This window comes from Gracilibacillus dipsosauri, assembly GCF_003176895.1.
Classification (GTDB): Bacteria; Bacillota; Bacilli; order Bacillales; family Amphibacillaceae; genus Gracilibacillus; species Gracilibacillus dipsosauri.
The window spans coordinates 42,800-58,057 of record NZ_QGTD01000015.1 but is presented as its reverse complement, the minus strand read 5'-3'; the positions used below and the strand labels follow the sequence as shown (position 1 = coordinate 58,057).

Genomic DNA, 15,258 nt, shown 5'->3' with positions numbered 1-15,258 from the left:
TTCCCATACCGAACACAGTAGTTAAGCTCTCCAGCGCCCATGGTAGTTGGGGCTCACGCCCCTGCAAGAGTAGGACGTTGCCAAGCAATTTATTTCCATTCCACAGTAGCTCAGTGGTAGAGCAATCGGCTGTTAACCGATCGGTCGTAGGTTCGAATCCTACCTGTGGAGCCAATGGAGAGCTGTCCGAGTGGTCGAAGGAGCACGATTGGAAATCGTGTGTGCGGTCAACGCCGTACCGAGGGTTCGAATCCCTCGCTCTCCGCCACTTTAAATATAGGCCCGTTGGTCAAGTGGTTAAGACACCGCCCTTTCACGGCGGTAACACGGGTTCGAATCCCGTACGGGTCACCATAATAACCACAGTAATCATTAGTTATTGCTACTTTATTAAGGATGGCATGCTAAGATCGCGACGTCCTGTCGCAATGCATGCACTTGCACATCCTGTGCGGCGGAGGATTAGCTCAGCTGGGAGAGCACTTGCCTTACAAGCAAGGGGTCGCAGGTTCGAGCCCTGCATCCTCCACCATTTAATTAAATATTTCATATCATCGCGGGGTGGAGCAACGAGTAAAACATCCACCGAATAAACTTCGAGTAACCTCGAAGCACCCTACATCTAAGAGTAAGCTAGTAGATGCAGAGGTCACCGTAGACTACACTATTTGTAACATTATGGATTTCAATTTAATATTTCTTATCATCGCGGGGTGGAGCAGTCTGGTAGCTCGTCGGGCTCATAACCCGAAGGTCGTAGGTTCAAATCCTGCCCCCGCAACCAAAATACTTTCAAGTATTTTCTACAATGGTCCGGTAGTTCAGTTGGTTAGAATGCCTGCCTGTCACGCAGGAGGTCGCGGGTTCGAGTCCCGTCCGGACCGCCACTAAATTTACTTATCAAAATTAAATCATTCATTGAAAATGGCTCGGTAGCTCAGTCGGTAGAGCAACGGACTGAAAATCCGTGTGTCGGCGGTTCGATTCCGTCCCGAGCCACCACCTTTTATTTTTTCTCAATTAATTTATTTTATTTGGAGGGATAGCGAAGTTGGCCAAACGCGGCGGACTGTAAATCCGCTCCCATCGGGTTCGTAGGTTCGAGTCCTACTCCCTCCACCATTTTATTAATATATGTATTATTTTTCGTAGGGGTATAGTTTAACGGTAGAACAGAGGTCTCCAAAACCTCCAGTGTGGGTTCGATTCCTACTACCCCTGTTTTTTGTATGATGGCGGTCATGGCGAAGTGGTTAACGCACCGGATTGTGGTTCCGGCATGCGTGGGTTCGATCCCCACTGGCCGCCCCATTTACTTTCAAATGTTGGGCTATAGCCAAGCGGTAAGGCAACGGTTTTTGGTACCGTCATGCGCTGGTTCGAATCCAGCTAGCCCAGCCATTTTGCGGAAGTAGTTCAGTGGTAGAACATCACCTTGCCAAGGTGGGGGTCGCGGGTTCGAATCCCGTCTTCCGCTCCATTATTAATTAACATTTTCACCTAATAACCATATAATGATTTTATCGAGGCGGCATAGCCAAGTGGTAAGGCAGAGGTCTGCAAAACCTTTATCACCGGTTCAAATCCGGTTGCCGCCTCCATTTTATTTATGCCGGTGTGGCGGAATTGGCAGACGCGCGGGACTCAAAATCCCGTGTCCTCACGGACGTGTCGGTTCGACCCCGACCACCGGTATTTAAAACATCGATATAGCGGTATTCTCTACGGAGCGTATCGCCTTTTTTGTGTTCTTTTTTTTCACTGATCGATTTTTATCACGCGATTGTAGAACCAAATTTCACTGAAACGCTATTATATGAGCAGCTTGGTCAACTTGTCCTTTAATGTCACTTTTCATCTAGAATCTGTAAAGATTCGATTCCATTGGTAAATTTGATAATCAAGGAATTCTCACATATTACTATCACATAAATACTGCCTTAACTCTGGGCCGATATTTTCATAGAGGTAACATGTCCTTCTAATTTACGAGAAATCAAATTAATTAAGAAAAATGCTAAACTTCGACAATCGTACTTAGAAAAATCAAAGTTGAAAGAGGGATTATGCTAAAGGTTAATGGGCCGATCAGTTTACTTAAGGATCTATTAGAGAAGAGAATATTGACAGTTATAAGACATGCCAGAATGTAGCAACTTAGTTATGACGGGGAATGAGATGAAAAATTAGAAAATAAACTTTTGATTTGGATAACTAGAATACAAATTGAATTATAATCATTACTAAATAAAACAGCCTTAAAGTTAAATTTAACCTTAAGACTGTTTTCATAGAATAGGTAGCGCAAATAATTAAGACACTCCACTAGCTATTTTACTATTAGAAACAGATTCTTCACTATCTTCTACCTTAATAAATTGACCTGATCCAATCCATGCTGCTAACGCAAAGAGTAGATAAATTGCCTGTGTTGCGTAAGCGCCTTGAAGCAGAATTTGCAGTCCCATCCCTAGCCCTAAAGATGGAATGATGATTAAAAATGTTCGAAAGATCCGCTCAAACCCTTTATGAAGCGGTAAAGGCCAAATTTTTGAAAAACAGACTCCTAACGCCACACCTAGGCCAGATACGACTAATAACTGCAATAATATTATCGGTGTTGGAAACGGCCATTCCATAATGTAGTGGCCGGAGAGATAGAAGATCTCAAGAAATAATGTTATGCCAATCACCCGTTGCACTGTTTTTATATTCATCCAAGGACTTAATAAATACACAAGTATCGCTAAACAACCAAATATGAGTGTCCAATTCATCACGCTACCCCTTTCGTTTATCTAAAGTTTTTAGCTTACATCCTCATCAATCTCTGGTGCTCTTACATCTTCAATAAGCTCTTGAATTTCTTGAGGTGGCTCTGTTGTCATTCTTGACACAATAAAGCTCACAATGAAGTTTAATAACATTCCGACAACTCCGACACCTTGAGCATTAATGCCAAAGAAACTATCAATGAGTGCCCCTTCTGTACCAAAAATGGATTCGGATAGAATAGTTCCGATCATAAACAATGTAAAGACCAAACCGGTTAGAATACCTGCGATCGCGCCTTCCTTATTCATTCGTTTATCAAAAATTCCAAGCAAGATGACTGGGAATAAACTTGCAGCCCCAAGCCCAAAGGCAAGGGCAACCACTTCACCTGCGAATCCTGGTGGGTTAATACCAACATAGGCCGCAACGAGTAAAGCAATTAATAACGTGATCCTTCCAACACGCAATCTCTGCGCCTCGCTTGCTGATTTATTAAAAATCCTATAGTAAATATCATGCGAGACGGCACTGGTCATCGTGATCAGTAATCCTGAGGCGGTTGATAAGGCGGCTGCAAGCCCACCTGCAGCAACCAGGGCGATAATAAATGGCGCTAGGTTCGCAATTTCTGGTGTCGATAATACAATGATATCTCCATCAATCATCACTTCATTATCATCACCAGCTGTATAATTGACGTTGCCATCGCCGTTTTTATCATCAAACTGAAGTAAGCCCGTTGTCTCCCATTTTTTCACCCATTCGATGTCTTGAACTTCTTCAACTGGTTTATCCGCAATCGTATCAATTAAATTATACTTTGCGAATGCCCCAACTGCAGGAGCTGTTAAGTATAATAGTCCAATAAAGATAATCGCCCAAACAGCAGACCATCTAGCAGCACGTACACTTTTAACTGTGTAAAAACGGACGATGACGTGAGGTAAACCTGCTGTACCAGCCATAAGAGCTAACGTCATCATGAATACATTTAACATCGACAAATTCGTAAATGGTGCCATATATTCCGTCATCCCAAGATCAATTTGAATTTGGCTAAGTCGCTCTACAATATCGCTTGTAATAAAGCTTAATTGCGGTACAGGATTACCTGTTAACTGAGCTGAAATCGCACAAGCCGGGATTAGGAATGCGATAATAATAACGAAATATTGAACTGCCTGAGTCCAAGTAACACCTTTCATTCCGCCAAGTAGTGCGAAGAAACCAACAACCGCCATCCCGATTAGAACACCGACAATGATGTCGACTTGTAAGTACCGACTAAAGACAATCCCTACACCACGCATCTGTCCTGATATATAGGTTAATGAAATGAAAATTGTCGCAATCGCGGCAACAGCGCGAGCACTACTTGAGTAGAAACGATCCCCAATAAAATCTGGAACCGTAAACTTCCCAAACTTACGTAAATAAGGAGCAAGCAGTAATGCTAATAAAACATAACCACCTGTCCATCCCATTAAGTAGATCGTTCCATCATAGCCTAAAAAGGCAACAAGGCCAGCCATCGAAATAAAGGATGCTGCCGACATCCAGTCAGCCGCAATCGCTGCCCCGTTTGCGACGGTCGGAACATTTTGACCTGCCACATAGAAGCTTGATGTATCCTTAACCCGTGACCACCAGCCAATCCCTGTATAAATAATGAACGTAATAACAACCAACGTAATCGTAATCGCTTCAACACTCAATCCTTATCCCTCCCTATCCTCTTTAAGTAACTTGGCATATTCTCGGTCCAGCCGGTCCATTCTGATTGCATAAGTTAAAATAAGCAAGAAAAAGACGATGATCGCACCTTGGTGTGCAATCCAAAAGGAAAAGGAGACACCGAATAACTGAATATTAGATAACGGTTTTGCGAATAGAATACCACCGCCATAAGCAACGGCTGCCCAAACAACCAATAAACTTATAATGAATCGAATATTTTTTTTCCAATACCACTTTTGTCTCTCATTGAGCTGCTTCTTTTGATTCAATTTCCTCACCCTTTCGCTTTGATAGAGTATCCGATATAGAAAACGCTTTCATTCAATAAAAATACGGAATACTCTAACTTTTGTTTTCAGTATATTAACAGAGTCCTTTATTCAATTGTAGACATGCTTAAATTGTAGAAATTCTTGTTTGAAATGTAGAATAGCTGGTTTAAAATGTTGGTATTAAAAATATTAATATTACTACAAATAGCTTTCGTTATTACCTTTTTCTCTCACCTTTATATATTTTCAAGTACTTCAAAAAACTCTTTCGCAGCGGTTCGGCTTACTGGGATTTTTGAGTGGAGTGGTTCCCGAATGACGACATTATAAGCTCCGTTAAACCAAGGAGTGATTTCCTCAATGGCATCCAAATTCACAAGATAACTACGATGAGGGCGATAAAAAGGAAATGCACTTAACTTCTCTTCTAATTCTTTCAAGCTCATTTTCGTTATAATGACTTCATTTTTTAATGTGTAAATTTTAATCATACGATCAATACGCTCCGCATAGCCAATATCACTCGGATTTAATACGACCATCTTTTCATCAGTTTGTATAATTAATTTATCCACTTTTGCTTTAGTCTTAGGGGACCGTGCATTCAGAGCATGCCTCACTCTTTGCATGGTGACACTGAATCGCTCTTGATCAAAAGGTTTTAGTAAATAATCAATGGCTTGAAGTTCAAAAGCTTGAACGGCGTAATGGTCATATGCCGTAGTAAAAACAATCAGGGGCTGCTTGAGCGGATTTGCTCGTCGGATAGTTTCCGCTATTTCAATACCGTTCATACCAGGCATGTGTATATCTAAAAATAACACGTCAGGTGCATGATCTTGGTAATGCTTCATTAACTCATCTCCATTTCTCGCACTTGGACAAAGGACGACATCCTGTTCATTTTCTAAAAGATAGCTTAATTCTTCCCTTGCTAAACGTTCATCTTCTGCAATTAACACATGTATACTCAAGTGACCTCACGCTCCTTTCTAATCGTTTAGTATTCCTCAATCGGAATGGTAAATGACACCGAACTACCTTGTTTTAAATTACGGAACATTAGCTGTGCCTCGTCTCCAAGTAAGCCTTTAAGTCGTTCGTTCACGTTATATAAAGCAGTACCATTTCCAGTTCGATTTGAATAAGGCTTCTTCCCGATTGTTGTGAGTAATGATTCAGGAAAGCCAACCCCATTATCGGAAACCTCCATCGTTATTCCTTCCAAGCTTTGTCCAATATGAATGTTGATAACACCTGTATATGTCACATTTTTTAACCCGTGCTCTATACAGTTTTCGACTAGTGGCTGTAAGGTTGCAGAAGGTATGAGAACATCCATAATGCTGGCATCAATTTTTCGATAGATTTTTAGACGATCAGGAAAGCGAGCCTTCACAATATCCAAATAGGCATCGACATGATTCATTTCCTCTGTTAATGGAATAAGTGATTTACTTGCGATATTTAGATTAGCTCTCATATATTGACTAAACCGAACTAGAATGCGACGAGCTTCCTCATAATCAACCCTCATTAGCGAATGGATTAAGTTAAATGTGTTAAATAAAAAATGTGGATTAATTTGCGCCTGGAGATTTCTAATTTCAGTCTCTTTTAATAGTTCTTTCATTCTCTCTGCTTCAAACCCGCTCAGCTGATTAGAAATGATGGTTCCAAGTCCTTTTGCCAATTCCACTTCAACAGCTCGGATTTGTTGGGAGTGTTTAAAATACAAATTAATTAAGCCAATAACTTCTCTTGAGCGATAAAGGGGTATCATAATGGCCGTCTGAAGTGGACATGATTCATGCAAACACTGAAGTTCACTTTGATTATACGCTACCTGAATTTCTCCTGTATTTAACGCTACTTGTGACAACCGCATCTTGATTGGATCTCCAACTTGGTGATGATCCTGTCCTTCCCCAACAAAACTTAGCACCTTATGTTGATCCGCAATAGCAATTGCCGCAGCATCTAACTCTTCATACAGTAAATCAGCCATCGCTTTGGCATTACTGTCTAGTGTCGCATCCTTTAAATGTGGAAGAGTTTTCTCCGCAATGGATAGCGCCCGGTTTGTCTCGAGCGCCGCTTCACGTTCCATTTCTTTTAAAGCAGAACGAATCATCATCGTAATAATCGCAAGGGCAATTGCATTTGTAAGGACGAGCGGAATTCCAATATGATTGACAATTCTAATTCCTGCCTCTTGATCTGGGATAAACATTAAGATCATGCCCATGTACAATACAGGCGGGAACATCCCAATAAATAACGCCTTTACAGGAGCTATGACCCTTTCATCTGAAAAAAACTGACCCGTCCATCCCGTAATCAACCCGGCAAATGGATTGATCAGACTATTAGCAAACCACGCACCTCCGCCAATATAAACCATATATAAACTGACTATTAATCCAGACCCAAGACCCACATAAGGACCACCAAGAAGCCCTGCGATCATCACGATAACCATTCCAGAACCTATTAAAATTTCATGATTATCCACCGTTAGCTTCCATGATTCGATGACTAATGATTCCTGATCCATAATGACTCCTGTGTGTGCACCTAAGATGCCCATAAGACCAAAAATGAGTGCATGATAAAATACGGTGTCCCAAGCTATGTCCCGATCCAACAATGACCGGAATCCTGGAATTTGGGTTAACATAAACGCAACTAATAATAGAAGTCCAATACGTTCAAGTAATATCACCATCAACTCAATCATGTGGTGAAACCTCCTGCTTGTCAATATGCACACGTAACATAAAGGATTCATCATTGTAGCTTGGCTTTTGTTTCGCCCATAATGTTCCTATAAGTCCTCCTAAAAAGCCTAAGGGAACGGAAAAAATCGCAGGGTTACTTAATGGCAAAATACCCGCACCTTCAGTACCGAGGAAAATAAACAGGATAGCAGCAACAAAACCTGTTAATAATGTTGAATATGCCCCTATTATATTGAAGCGCTTCCAATAAAACGTTAGAATAAGTAGTGGGAACATACTAGATGCCGCAATTGCAAACGTCATAGAGACTAAAAAAGCAACATTCACACCCTCCATCCCAATCGATAGAATAATAGAAATGAGCCCAATGGCGACAGCGCCACTACGAGCAACTAGTAATAATTCTTTCTCACCTGTCTGTTCTCGTTTCCAAATGTGATGATAAAGATCATAAGAAAAAGCTGATGTCGCAGCAAAAATAAGTCCCGTCACTACTGCAATAATCGTGGCAAAAGCAACAGCCATCACAAATGCTACTAAAAAGTCACCACCCACCACTTCTGCAAGTAAAAGTGCCGCTAGATTTCCACTAGGATCAGAACTGACTAAGGAATCCCATCCTACAATCGCAATGGTTCCAACTCCTAACACAAGGGCCATTAAATAGAATAGCCCAATCCCCCAAGTGGCTGACATGGCGGACATACGAGCTTCCTTCGCATTTTTTACGGTTAAAAATCGAAGCAAAATATGAGGTAAGCCTGAAGTGCCTAGAATTAATGACAAGGTAAGGGATGCTTTTTCCATCGAATGATCAAATAAATGCCCAGGATAAAAGAACGACTCACCGTGAGGGCTTTGAGTTTTGGCATCATGAATCAACTGTGGAATATCCCAATTCACCCATGAGAGTAAGATCAGTACGACAAGTAATGTGCCACCCATAAGCAGCACTGTTTTAATGATCTGTACCCAAGAAGTCGCAACCATCCCGCCTGAAACGACGTATAAAGTCATTAATATACCGATGATCCAGACAGAGGCTGTATAATCAACACCTAACAATAATCGAACGAGAAGACCTGATGCGACAAGCTGTGGAATCATATATAAAATGGAAATGAGAATACTGCTAATCGCGACCATTACCCGAATCCCCCGCTTCGGAAACCGTTCATACACTACATCTGCAACTGAGTAGGTTCCAAGACGCTGAACAGGCTCTGCCACCCAAAGAAGCAACACCACATACGAAATGAGAAAACCCGTTGCATATAAAAAACCATCATATCCATAAAAGGCAATTAATCCTGTAATTCCAAGAAAAGATGCTGAACTAATGTAATCCCCTGCAATTGCTAGACCATTTTGAAAACCTGTTAAACTACCGGAGACCACATAGAATTGGTGGGTAGTCCGGCTACGCGCCGCCGCCCAATGTGTAATAACTAATGTTCCAATTAAGATAATCGCAAAGAATACAAGGTAGGTAACATTCATAATTAGACGCTCCTAATCCTTAGCTTGTTCACTTAAGGATTTGCGGTCAACTGCTTTCATGTAATACGTATAAAACAGCCCAATGCTCCACGTCAAAACAAATATGGAAAAAACATACCCCCAGGCAAGGGGCAGGTACATCGAATGCTGCTTGGACAACATGCTTGATAATAGAAGTGGGAAAAAAATATAGAAACTAATTAATAGAATGGAGATTATAAGTAAGATCAACACTTTCTGTTTGATTAACTGTTGAATGGCGATCACTCCTAATGAGACTAAATGTAAGGTTATTATATAGGAGTTTTTATAATTGGGTCAATATTGGAAAAATGAGAGTGAAAAATATTTTGTGTAAAAAGACATGCATGAAAGGATGTTCATAGAGAAAAGAGGCCTCTTTCTGTAGAATAAAGTATTTGATTTATCTGTCTAAACATTTAGGAACATACCTGCAAGGATCACCATTTTGTACATTTTTATAATTATAGAAAATTAAAATTCCCCTTCCGAAATATGCGTCTGATCTGCTTTTTTCTTTTTAAAGGTAAAGTAGAATAATCTTTTGTATAAGTATACTTTACTTTTATAATGAAATATTTTATAATTTGAGACAAGAGGTGATGTTCATGAAGAAAGATTTTGGCGATTCGATATCAAATAGGGTTTATGAATATCGTGTACTTGCCAGAATGTCTCAGCAAGAGTTGGCAGAGAAAGTCGGGGTTTCCAAACAAACCATCTTCGTCATGGAGAAAGGAAATTATGTTCCGACTCTGCTGTTAGCTTATCGAATTGCTGAATATTTTAAAGTCGATATAAACGATATTTTTACTTATGTGAAAGGAAATGATCAAAATGATAATTAATATCTCGGATATCTCTAACACAATGTTTAACCCATTAAAGTCTTGGGCGGAACAATCGCAAGGAAATTGGAATATTCTCATTGTTAGCGGTTTTGTGTTGTTATTTGTTGCGGGAATTCTATCCTACGTATTACAGAAAAAAATGGGTAAAGCTGATGAGAGAACAGATCAAATAAAATTAAAAAGTGCCCTCCTAATCTTATGTGTAATTGTTTTGTGTGATGTGATTTTCCCAAAAGAATATATGTGGCAAATTTTCTTCTTATATAAATATTCTTTTGCATTCCTTGCCTCAGCAATCTACTTAGCTGTTCGGTACAAAAAGGATTTTTTCTAATTGTAGCTCTTCTACGAGGAGATGAAGTGAAACAAAGACAGACGAGACATGGCTCCATAGCGCAAATGAATAACTCAGGTACACTCAAAATTCTGATTGAAAATAAAATGGGGAATCACAGAAGTCTCAACATTAGAAGGGTTTTGGGAGAGAAGAATACTTTGTTCAAGTATGTTAAATAACCGTTTAGCTTTAAATACGTTTATTTCAGTACTATCTAAGTAAGAAATAGTGATACGTCTAAGATACAAACCTTGCTCTACACCCATGACGATCTTTTAATGATCGTCTTTTTTTTGTCTAAAATTAAAAGCGTATTGGGATATTATGTTAAAATGGTAAAAAAATAATGCTAAGGGATAGTATAGGTGAAGTTTAAGTAGGCTAGAGTTCTGTTTAAAATTATACAAAAACATCACAGAGGAGATACTAAATAATGAAAGAAATATATGAATTTATAAGTGAAGTACAGTTAAAAAAATATGCAGAACTTGCTGTACGAGCTGGTGTAAATCTGCAAAAAAATCAATTATTGATTATTCATAGTGATATACAAAATGCTACGTTTGCACGTCTAATCCAAACTGTTGCCTATGAGTCAGGAGCTTCCGATGTGTTTATCGATTGGACAGATGAACAATCAACCAAAGAATTCTACTTACATGCAGCTGATAGTGCCATCGATCACTTTCCTGATTGGAAGGCTGCCCGTTTTAAGGAATGGGACGATGCAGGTGCTGCTTACATCCATATTATTTCTGAAAACTTAGATGTCTTTAAGGAGGTTCCCGCAGAAAGGATAAGTCGTTTCCAAAAAGCTTCTCGTACCAAATTGAGTGATTATTATGCGAAAATTAGATCCCACGAGATACGTTGGTGCCTTCTAGCTGTCCCGTACGCTGCATGGGCAACTAAAGTGTTTCCCGACTTAAGTAAAGAAGAAGCTGTCCAATCATTATGGAAGTTAATTTTAAAAGGATCTCGAGCAGATGGGGGAAATCCTATAAATGATTGGGAGAGTCACAATAGGGCCTTTGAGTCCCGAAAAAAATTCTTAAACGAGAGCCGATTGGAAGCACTACATTTTACAAATAGCCGTGGAACGAATTTATTAATCGGTCTACCGAAAAATCACCTTTATCTCGGTGGAGGTGTCATAGATAAAAATGGAATACCTTTCTTTCCAAACATACCTACGGAAGAAATATTTACTGCTCCACATAAAAATAAGGTAAACGGTAAACTGGTAGGTACTAAACCTCTTATCTATGGGGGAAGGGTCATTGATGATTTTTATTTCACCTTTCAAGAGGGACGGATTACCGACTATTATGCCGCAAAGGGACAGGAAGTATTACAACAGCTAATCGAAACAGACGAGGGTTCACGTTATCTAGGTGAAATTGCCCTAGTCTCTAATCAATCACCTCTTGCTCAGACAGATACTCTTTTTTACAATACCTTGTTTGATGAAAATACGTCCTGTCATATTGGAATCGGAAATGCCTCTCCTTCCAATATTCAAAATGGCATTAGCCAATCTGAGGAAGAGTTGAAGGCAGCGGGTCTCAATGCTTCACTTTTGTTAGTCAATGTGACCTTTGGTACCGAAGATATGAAAGTGGTGGGGATAGAAGGAGATGGAACTGAAGTCCTGCTAATGAAGAATGGGGATTTTCAATTCTAAATCTTTTTAACTTAAAAAAAGGGACTGCTGATTTCAATTGGATTATATCTGGTGTTAGTTATTGTGAAAATATACTGTGCAAAATCCCTTTAAAGAATATACTTAAACCTGTGAAAATGATAAAGTTTTAAGAATGAGAGTTACAAATAAAGGGGTTGGGTGGAAAATGAAAAAATCTATCGGTACGGAGGAAGCTATTGAGAGGTGGGATAGGTATGCCGATACATATTCTGAGAGTCATGCAGAACAAGGAGACCTTCATAAGGAGGTTTTTCTAAATCCAACATTGTTATCACTGATTGGCAAAGAAAGCGACAAAAAGATTTTAGATGCTGGCTGTGGAGAAGGATATTTTAGTAGAATTTTAGCCAAATCTGGGGCTCATGTTACAGCAGTTGATTATTCAAAAAAGATGATAGAAATTGCTAGGAAACGAACTTCTCCTAATTTATCAATTGATTATAGACATGGGAATTGTGAGGATTTAAATTTTTTAGAAAACGAGAGCTTTGATCTAATTGTTTCGAATATGGTCATACAAGACCTTGCTAATTATGAAAAGGTTTTCAAAGAAATGTATCGTTTATTACTAAACAATGGCAGTTTTATTTTCTCGATTTTACATCCCTGTTTTATTACTCCAGTTAGTGGATGGGAGAAAAAAGATGACGGCGAAAAATTGCACTGGAATGTAGATCAATATTTCTATGAAGGTGCCTATGAACAAAGGATGGGAGGACAGGAAAAAATCCTATTATTCCACCGAACCCTAACCAGTTACGTGAATGCCTTCCTCAAAGCGGGTTTTACATTAGAAGGATTAGTTGAGCCCAAGCCAAGTGAAGAGATGTTAAATAAATATCCAACATTCGAAGAGGATTTTAGATGTCCTGATTTTATTGTTTTTAAATTGAAAAAGAGATAAACGAGGTCGGCAATATAAGCCGTACCTTATCTGGCAATGAAATTAGAATGGAAAGTGGTAATTTATCTAATTACCGGCGTAAAAGAGAAGATACAAACAAAAAAGGGGGATTATAATGGAGGGTTTAGCATTTATTTGGATTTTGTTTGTATATATCGGTTTACCTGTTGCGGTAGTTTTGTTATTGATATAAATTTACAAAATCAAATCAAATAGTGAAACTCAAGTGAAACAGAACCAAAAGATAATACAATTATTAGATGAACGTTATAAGTAGATGCTCGTTGAATATAACGAAGTAGAAGAGGGGGATGCATATTGGGTATTGATTTTCATAGTAAGAAGAATAGCGTTACTAATTCAATCCTTCTTTTGAACACGGAAATGAAATGCTTTTGAAACAAGCTTAAAAAGTAACAATTATGATTTACTACTTCATCTGTACCATCTTTTTTAATTTAGAAAAAGTCAAATTGTATGTGATTTCGACAAACTTTACCGATTATTAGAAATAAAGGTATGCATAGTTCATTATTAAAGCAACACGTTACTCGCATAGATGAAGTTATTAAGAATTTTGGTTATATAGATATTTGTTCGAATATTTTCGTTAAAGTATTGTCTGTACCCCATAATTAAAAATAAAAAGGATGTCTGCCATGATTCCAGCCCAATCAGCATTTAGTCTAAAAGGAATTGGTATGTTATTACGTCTAGTTGCCGTTGTATTCTCCAGTGCAGCAACGATCCTATCTACGCTCCTGCCATTGATTTTCTATTATCAAATTTCGTGGTTAACCTTATTGGGAAACACCTCTGTGCTTTTGGTAGGTGCTATTTTGATTCATGGTGTATTAACGCATGTGTTAAATGATATAGCGGACCATCAATCGGGAACAGATCAATATAGTCCAGGTATACTTTCTGGTGGAAGTAGAGTGATCCAAACGAATACAATGACGGTCACCATGCTAAAACAGCTTGGTGCAATGATGAGTGTTTTCTTAATTTTAATGGCTTTTCTCTTTACTATATTCGGTTATCTAGAATTCGCCATTTTAACCTTAGTTGGTATATGGGGTGCAGTGTCGTATTCTTTGAAGCCATTTCAATTTGCTTATATTCCTTTTATAGGAGAATGGTTCAGCTTATTTCCTACCATGCTAGCGATAGCCATTGCCTTGCCATGGATAATGCTAGAATCTATACCAGTTTGGGCATGGCAAAATGCGCTCGTTAATGCCGTTTGGTGCATGGCATGGGTCATGTTTCATCATATTCCTGACAGACATGCAGACCAAAAAGCAAAACCAATGAAACGAACGTCTGTCGTATGGGCAGTAGAACGTATGGGAACTAAAGGAGCCAAATTTCCTGTTTTACTTTACTTCATGATTGTAGGATTGCTATTCATCTGGATTGCTTGTACACGTCCGATTGCCGCAATAGGTGTTGGTATGATCTTAGTTTATGCAATCAGGATTGTCTTAAGAGTAAATGGTGAGAACGTAGAGGAATTAACAGCAGTTGAGAAGCGGCTGCTTTGCCTCGCTCTTGCTATCGCAATATGGTTAGGTATTTTTGTATAATAAAGTGAGACTTCCATCGGTCGGTGTTAGCGTCACAAGTTGGGGTCCTTCGGGCTGAAATGCATTCTATTCGTCCTCCTGCTGAGCGAGTACTGACTGGTATAAAAATGAAGTTACGATTAAGAGTTACAATTTCCCCAATATGGCAGGGGTTTAATATTAAAATGGTGATTTAGATGCAAAGCGTGCGAGTGACACAATAAGGTGTTTGTTGCTGCGTATTTTTTTGGAAATGAGAAGGGTTGTTAATAAAATTAATTAAAAATATTTAGAGATAGAAAGGAAATATGGATGAATCCAATTAAAAAGGCTTATGGTTATGTAACAAGAATAAAAGATGGGAAAACACAGGTACTAGTTTTTCAACATCCAATCACCGAAGCAGGCATACAGGTGCCTAAAGGAACAGTTAAGCCTAATGAGGATACAAAAAATGCAGTTATTAGGGAAATGAAAGAGGAAACGGGACTAAGGAATTTTAAGGTTGTAGATTTAATCACTGAAGACTTTTGGGAGAATGATGATGGTGCGATACATAATCGATTTTTTTATAAGCTAACTGTAGACGTTGTCGAAGATAAATGGGATTATAAACCTACTGGTGGAGACAAAGAAGAAGGTCTAACATTTCATTACTTTTGGATTTCTTCTGAAAATGAAATTGAACTCATAAGAGGACATGGAGATTATTTAAACCTTATATTCAATTAGATGAGCTAATAGAAACGTTTCTTACTGCCTTAACGGGTATGATTGTTTAATAAGGAAGTCGCTTTATTGTACGAGCGAGCAGTAGAGTTCAACAAGAATTAGTTAAATTTAGAGA

Annotated in this window: 12 protein-coding genes, 14 tRNA genes and 1 rRNA gene; 21 read left to right on the top strand and 6 right to left on the bottom strand. The window is 38.9% G+C overall.

The window, feature by feature from the left end; genetic code table 11:
• The 15 genes from rrf to DLJ74_RS15900 form a co-directional block, all read left to right on the top strand.
• Window positions 1–86, top strand: a 5S ribosomal RNA gene (gene rrf, locus DLJ74_RS15970); the annotation flags it as partial.
• 13 nt (window positions 87–99) lie between these two features.
• Window positions 100–174: transfer RNA gene (locus DLJ74_RS15965), tRNA-Asn, on the top strand.
• Between the two features lie 2 nt (window positions 175–176).
• Window positions 177–268: transfer RNA gene (locus tag DLJ74_RS15960), tRNA-Ser, on the top strand.
• Between the two features lie 11 nt (window positions 269–279).
• Window positions 280–354, top strand: a tRNA-Glu gene (locus DLJ74_RS15955).
• Window positions 355–456: 102 nt separating this feature from the next.
• A tRNA-Val gene (locus tag DLJ74_RS15950) sits at window positions 457–532 on the top strand.
• A gap of 175 nt (window positions 533–707) precedes the next feature.
• Window positions 708–784 (top strand) — tRNA-Met (locus DLJ74_RS15945).
• Window positions 785–810: 26 nt separating this feature from the next.
• Window positions 811–887: transfer RNA gene (locus DLJ74_RS15940), tRNA-Asp, on the top strand.
• Window positions 888–926: 39 nt separating this feature from the next.
• Window positions 927–1,002, top strand: a tRNA-Phe gene (locus tag DLJ74_RS15935).
• Window positions 1,003–1,036: 34 nt separating this feature from the next.
• A tRNA-Tyr gene (locus DLJ74_RS15930) sits at window positions 1,037–1,122 on the top strand.
• A 28-nt stretch (window positions 1,123–1,150) separates the two neighbouring features.
• Window positions 1,151–1,221: transfer RNA gene (locus DLJ74_RS15925), tRNA-Trp, on the top strand.
• A 14-nt stretch (window positions 1,222–1,235) separates the two neighbouring features.
• Window positions 1,236–1,311: transfer RNA gene (locus tag DLJ74_RS15920), tRNA-His, on the top strand.
• A gap of 15 nt (window positions 1,312–1,326) precedes the next feature.
• Window positions 1,327–1,401 (top strand) — tRNA-Gln (locus DLJ74_RS15915).
• 4 nt (window positions 1,402–1,405) lie between these two features.
• Window positions 1,406–1,480 (top strand) — tRNA-Gly (locus DLJ74_RS15910).
• Window positions 1,481–1,527: 47 nt separating this feature from the next.
• A tRNA-Cys gene (locus tag DLJ74_RS15905) sits at window positions 1,528–1,601 on the top strand.
• A gap of 10 nt (window positions 1,602–1,611) precedes the next feature.
• A tRNA-Leu gene (locus DLJ74_RS15900) sits at window positions 1,612–1,695 on the top strand.
• 617 nt (window positions 1,696–2,312) lie between these two features.
• Here DLJ74_RS15900 and DLJ74_RS15895 read toward each other — a convergent pair.
• From DLJ74_RS15895 to DLJ74_RS15870, 6 genes are all read right to left on the bottom strand, one after another.
• Complete coding sequence (locus DLJ74_RS15895) at window positions 2,313–2,777, bottom strand: hypothetical protein (protein WP_054788354.1); 465 nt, start codon at window positions 2,775–2,777, stop codon at window positions 2,313–2,315.
• 30 nt (window positions 2,778–2,807) lie between these two features.
• Window positions 2,808–4,490, bottom strand: coding sequence for a sodium:solute symporter family protein (locus DLJ74_RS15890; protein WP_109985193.1), 1,683 nt, complete (start codon window positions 4,488–4,490; stop codon window positions 2,808–2,810).
• A 3-nt stretch (window positions 4,491–4,493) separates the two neighbouring features.
• Window positions 4,494–4,790, bottom strand: coding sequence for a DUF4212 domain-containing protein (locus tag DLJ74_RS15885; protein ID WP_425454589.1), 297 nt, complete (start codon window positions 4,788–4,790; stop codon window positions 4,494–4,496).
• 230 nt (window positions 4,791–5,020) lie between these two features.
• Window positions 5,021–5,758 (bottom strand): LytR/AlgR family response regulator transcription factor, encoded by a 738-nt coding sequence (locus tag DLJ74_RS15880; protein WP_109985192.1) that lies wholly within the window; start codon window positions 5,756–5,758, stop codon window positions 5,021–5,023.
• Between the two features lie 26 nt (window positions 5,759–5,784).
• Window positions 5,785–7,524, bottom strand: a complete 1,740-nt coding sequence (locus DLJ74_RS15875) for a LytS/YhcK type 5TM receptor domain-containing protein (RefSeq protein ID WP_109985191.1) — start codon at window positions 7,522–7,524, stop codon at window positions 5,785–5,787.
• Window positions 7,517–9,025: a solute symporter family protein gene (locus DLJ74_RS15870; RefSeq protein WP_109985190.1), complete on the bottom strand. Its 1,509-nt coding sequence runs from the start codon at window positions 9,023–9,025 to the stop codon at window positions 7,517–7,519. The genes DLJ74_RS15875 and DLJ74_RS15870 overlap by 8 nt, the downstream gene beginning before the upstream one ends.
• Window positions 9,026–9,654: 629 nt before the next feature.
• Between DLJ74_RS15870 and DLJ74_RS15865 the strand changes: the two genes are divergently transcribed.
• From DLJ74_RS15865 to DLJ74_RS15840, 6 genes are all read left to right on the top strand, one after another.
• A complete protein-coding gene (locus DLJ74_RS15865; RefSeq protein WP_054788350.1) occupies window positions 9,655–9,894 on the top strand; it encodes a helix-turn-helix transcriptional regulator in 240 nt (79 codons plus the stop codon).
• Window positions 9,884–10,231, top strand: a complete 348-nt coding sequence (locus tag DLJ74_RS15860; RefSeq protein WP_109985189.1) for a DUF2178 domain-containing protein — start codon at window positions 9,884–9,886, stop codon at window positions 10,229–10,231. Before DLJ74_RS15865 ends, DLJ74_RS15860 begins: the two co-directional genes overlap by 11 nt.
• A gap of 436 nt (window positions 10,232–10,667) precedes the next feature.
• Window positions 10,668–11,918 carry an aminopeptidase gene (locus DLJ74_RS15855; RefSeq protein WP_245902362.1) on the top strand — a complete coding sequence of 417 codons (1,251 nt, stop codon included), beginning with the start codon at window positions 10,668–10,670 and terminating at the stop codon, window positions 11,916–11,918.
• A 166-nt stretch (window positions 11,919–12,084) separates the two neighbouring features.
• Window positions 12,085–12,843 (top strand): class I SAM-dependent methyltransferase, encoded by a 759-nt coding sequence (locus tag DLJ74_RS15850; RefSeq protein ID WP_109985187.1) that lies wholly within the window; start codon window positions 12,085–12,087, stop codon window positions 12,841–12,843.
• A gap of 659 nt (window positions 12,844–13,502) precedes the next feature.
• The gene (locus tag DLJ74_RS15845; RefSeq protein ID WP_054788349.1) at window positions 13,503–14,432 is read left to right on the top strand and encodes a prenyltransferase; all 930 of its coding nucleotides are present in this window, start codon (window positions 13,503–13,505) and stop codon (window positions 14,430–14,432) included.
• A gap of 291 nt (window positions 14,433–14,723) precedes the next feature.
• Complete coding sequence (locus DLJ74_RS15840) at window positions 14,724–15,143, top strand: NUDIX hydrolase (RefSeq protein ID WP_109985186.1); 420 nt, start codon at window positions 14,724–14,726, stop codon at window positions 15,141–15,143.
• The last annotated feature ends 115 nt before the right edge of the window (window positions 15,144–15,258 follow it).

Bases quoted from the DNA above. Each gene is read 5' to 3' on its own strand.
- DLJ74_RS15870 (WP_109985190.1), bottom strand. From the start codon at position 9,025: ATGAATGTTACCTACCTTGTATTCTTTGCGATTATCTTAATTGGAACA.
- DLJ74_RS15855 (WP_245902362.1), top strand. From the start codon at position 10,668: ATGAAAGAAATATATGAATTTATAAGTGAAGTACAGTTAAAAAAATAT.
- DLJ74_RS15865 (WP_054788350.1), top strand. From the start codon at position 9,655: ATGAAGAAAGATTTTGGCGATTCGATATCAAATAGGGTTTATGAATAT.
- DLJ74_RS15860 (WP_109985189.1), top strand. From the start codon at position 9,884: ATGATAATTAATATCTCGGATATCTCTAACACAATGTTTAACCCATTA.
- DLJ74_RS15840 (WP_109985186.1), top strand. From the start codon at position 14,724: ATGAATCCAATTAAAAAGGCTTATGGTTATGTAACAAGAATAAAAGAT.
- DLJ74_RS15845 (WP_054788349.1), top strand. From the start codon at position 13,503: ATGATTCCAGCCCAATCAGCATTTAGTCTAAAAGGAATTGGTATGTTA.
- DLJ74_RS15895 (WP_054788354.1), bottom strand. From the start codon at position 2,777: ATGAATTGGACACTCATATTTGGTTGTTTAGCGATACTTGTGTATTTA.
- DLJ74_RS15850 (WP_109985187.1), top strand. From the start codon at position 12,085: ATGAAAAAATCTATCGGTACGGAGGAAGCTATTGAGAGGTGGGATAGG.
- DLJ74_RS15875 (WP_109985191.1), bottom strand. From the start codon at position 7,524: ATGATTGAGTTGATGGTGATATTACTTGAACGTATTGGACTTCTATTA.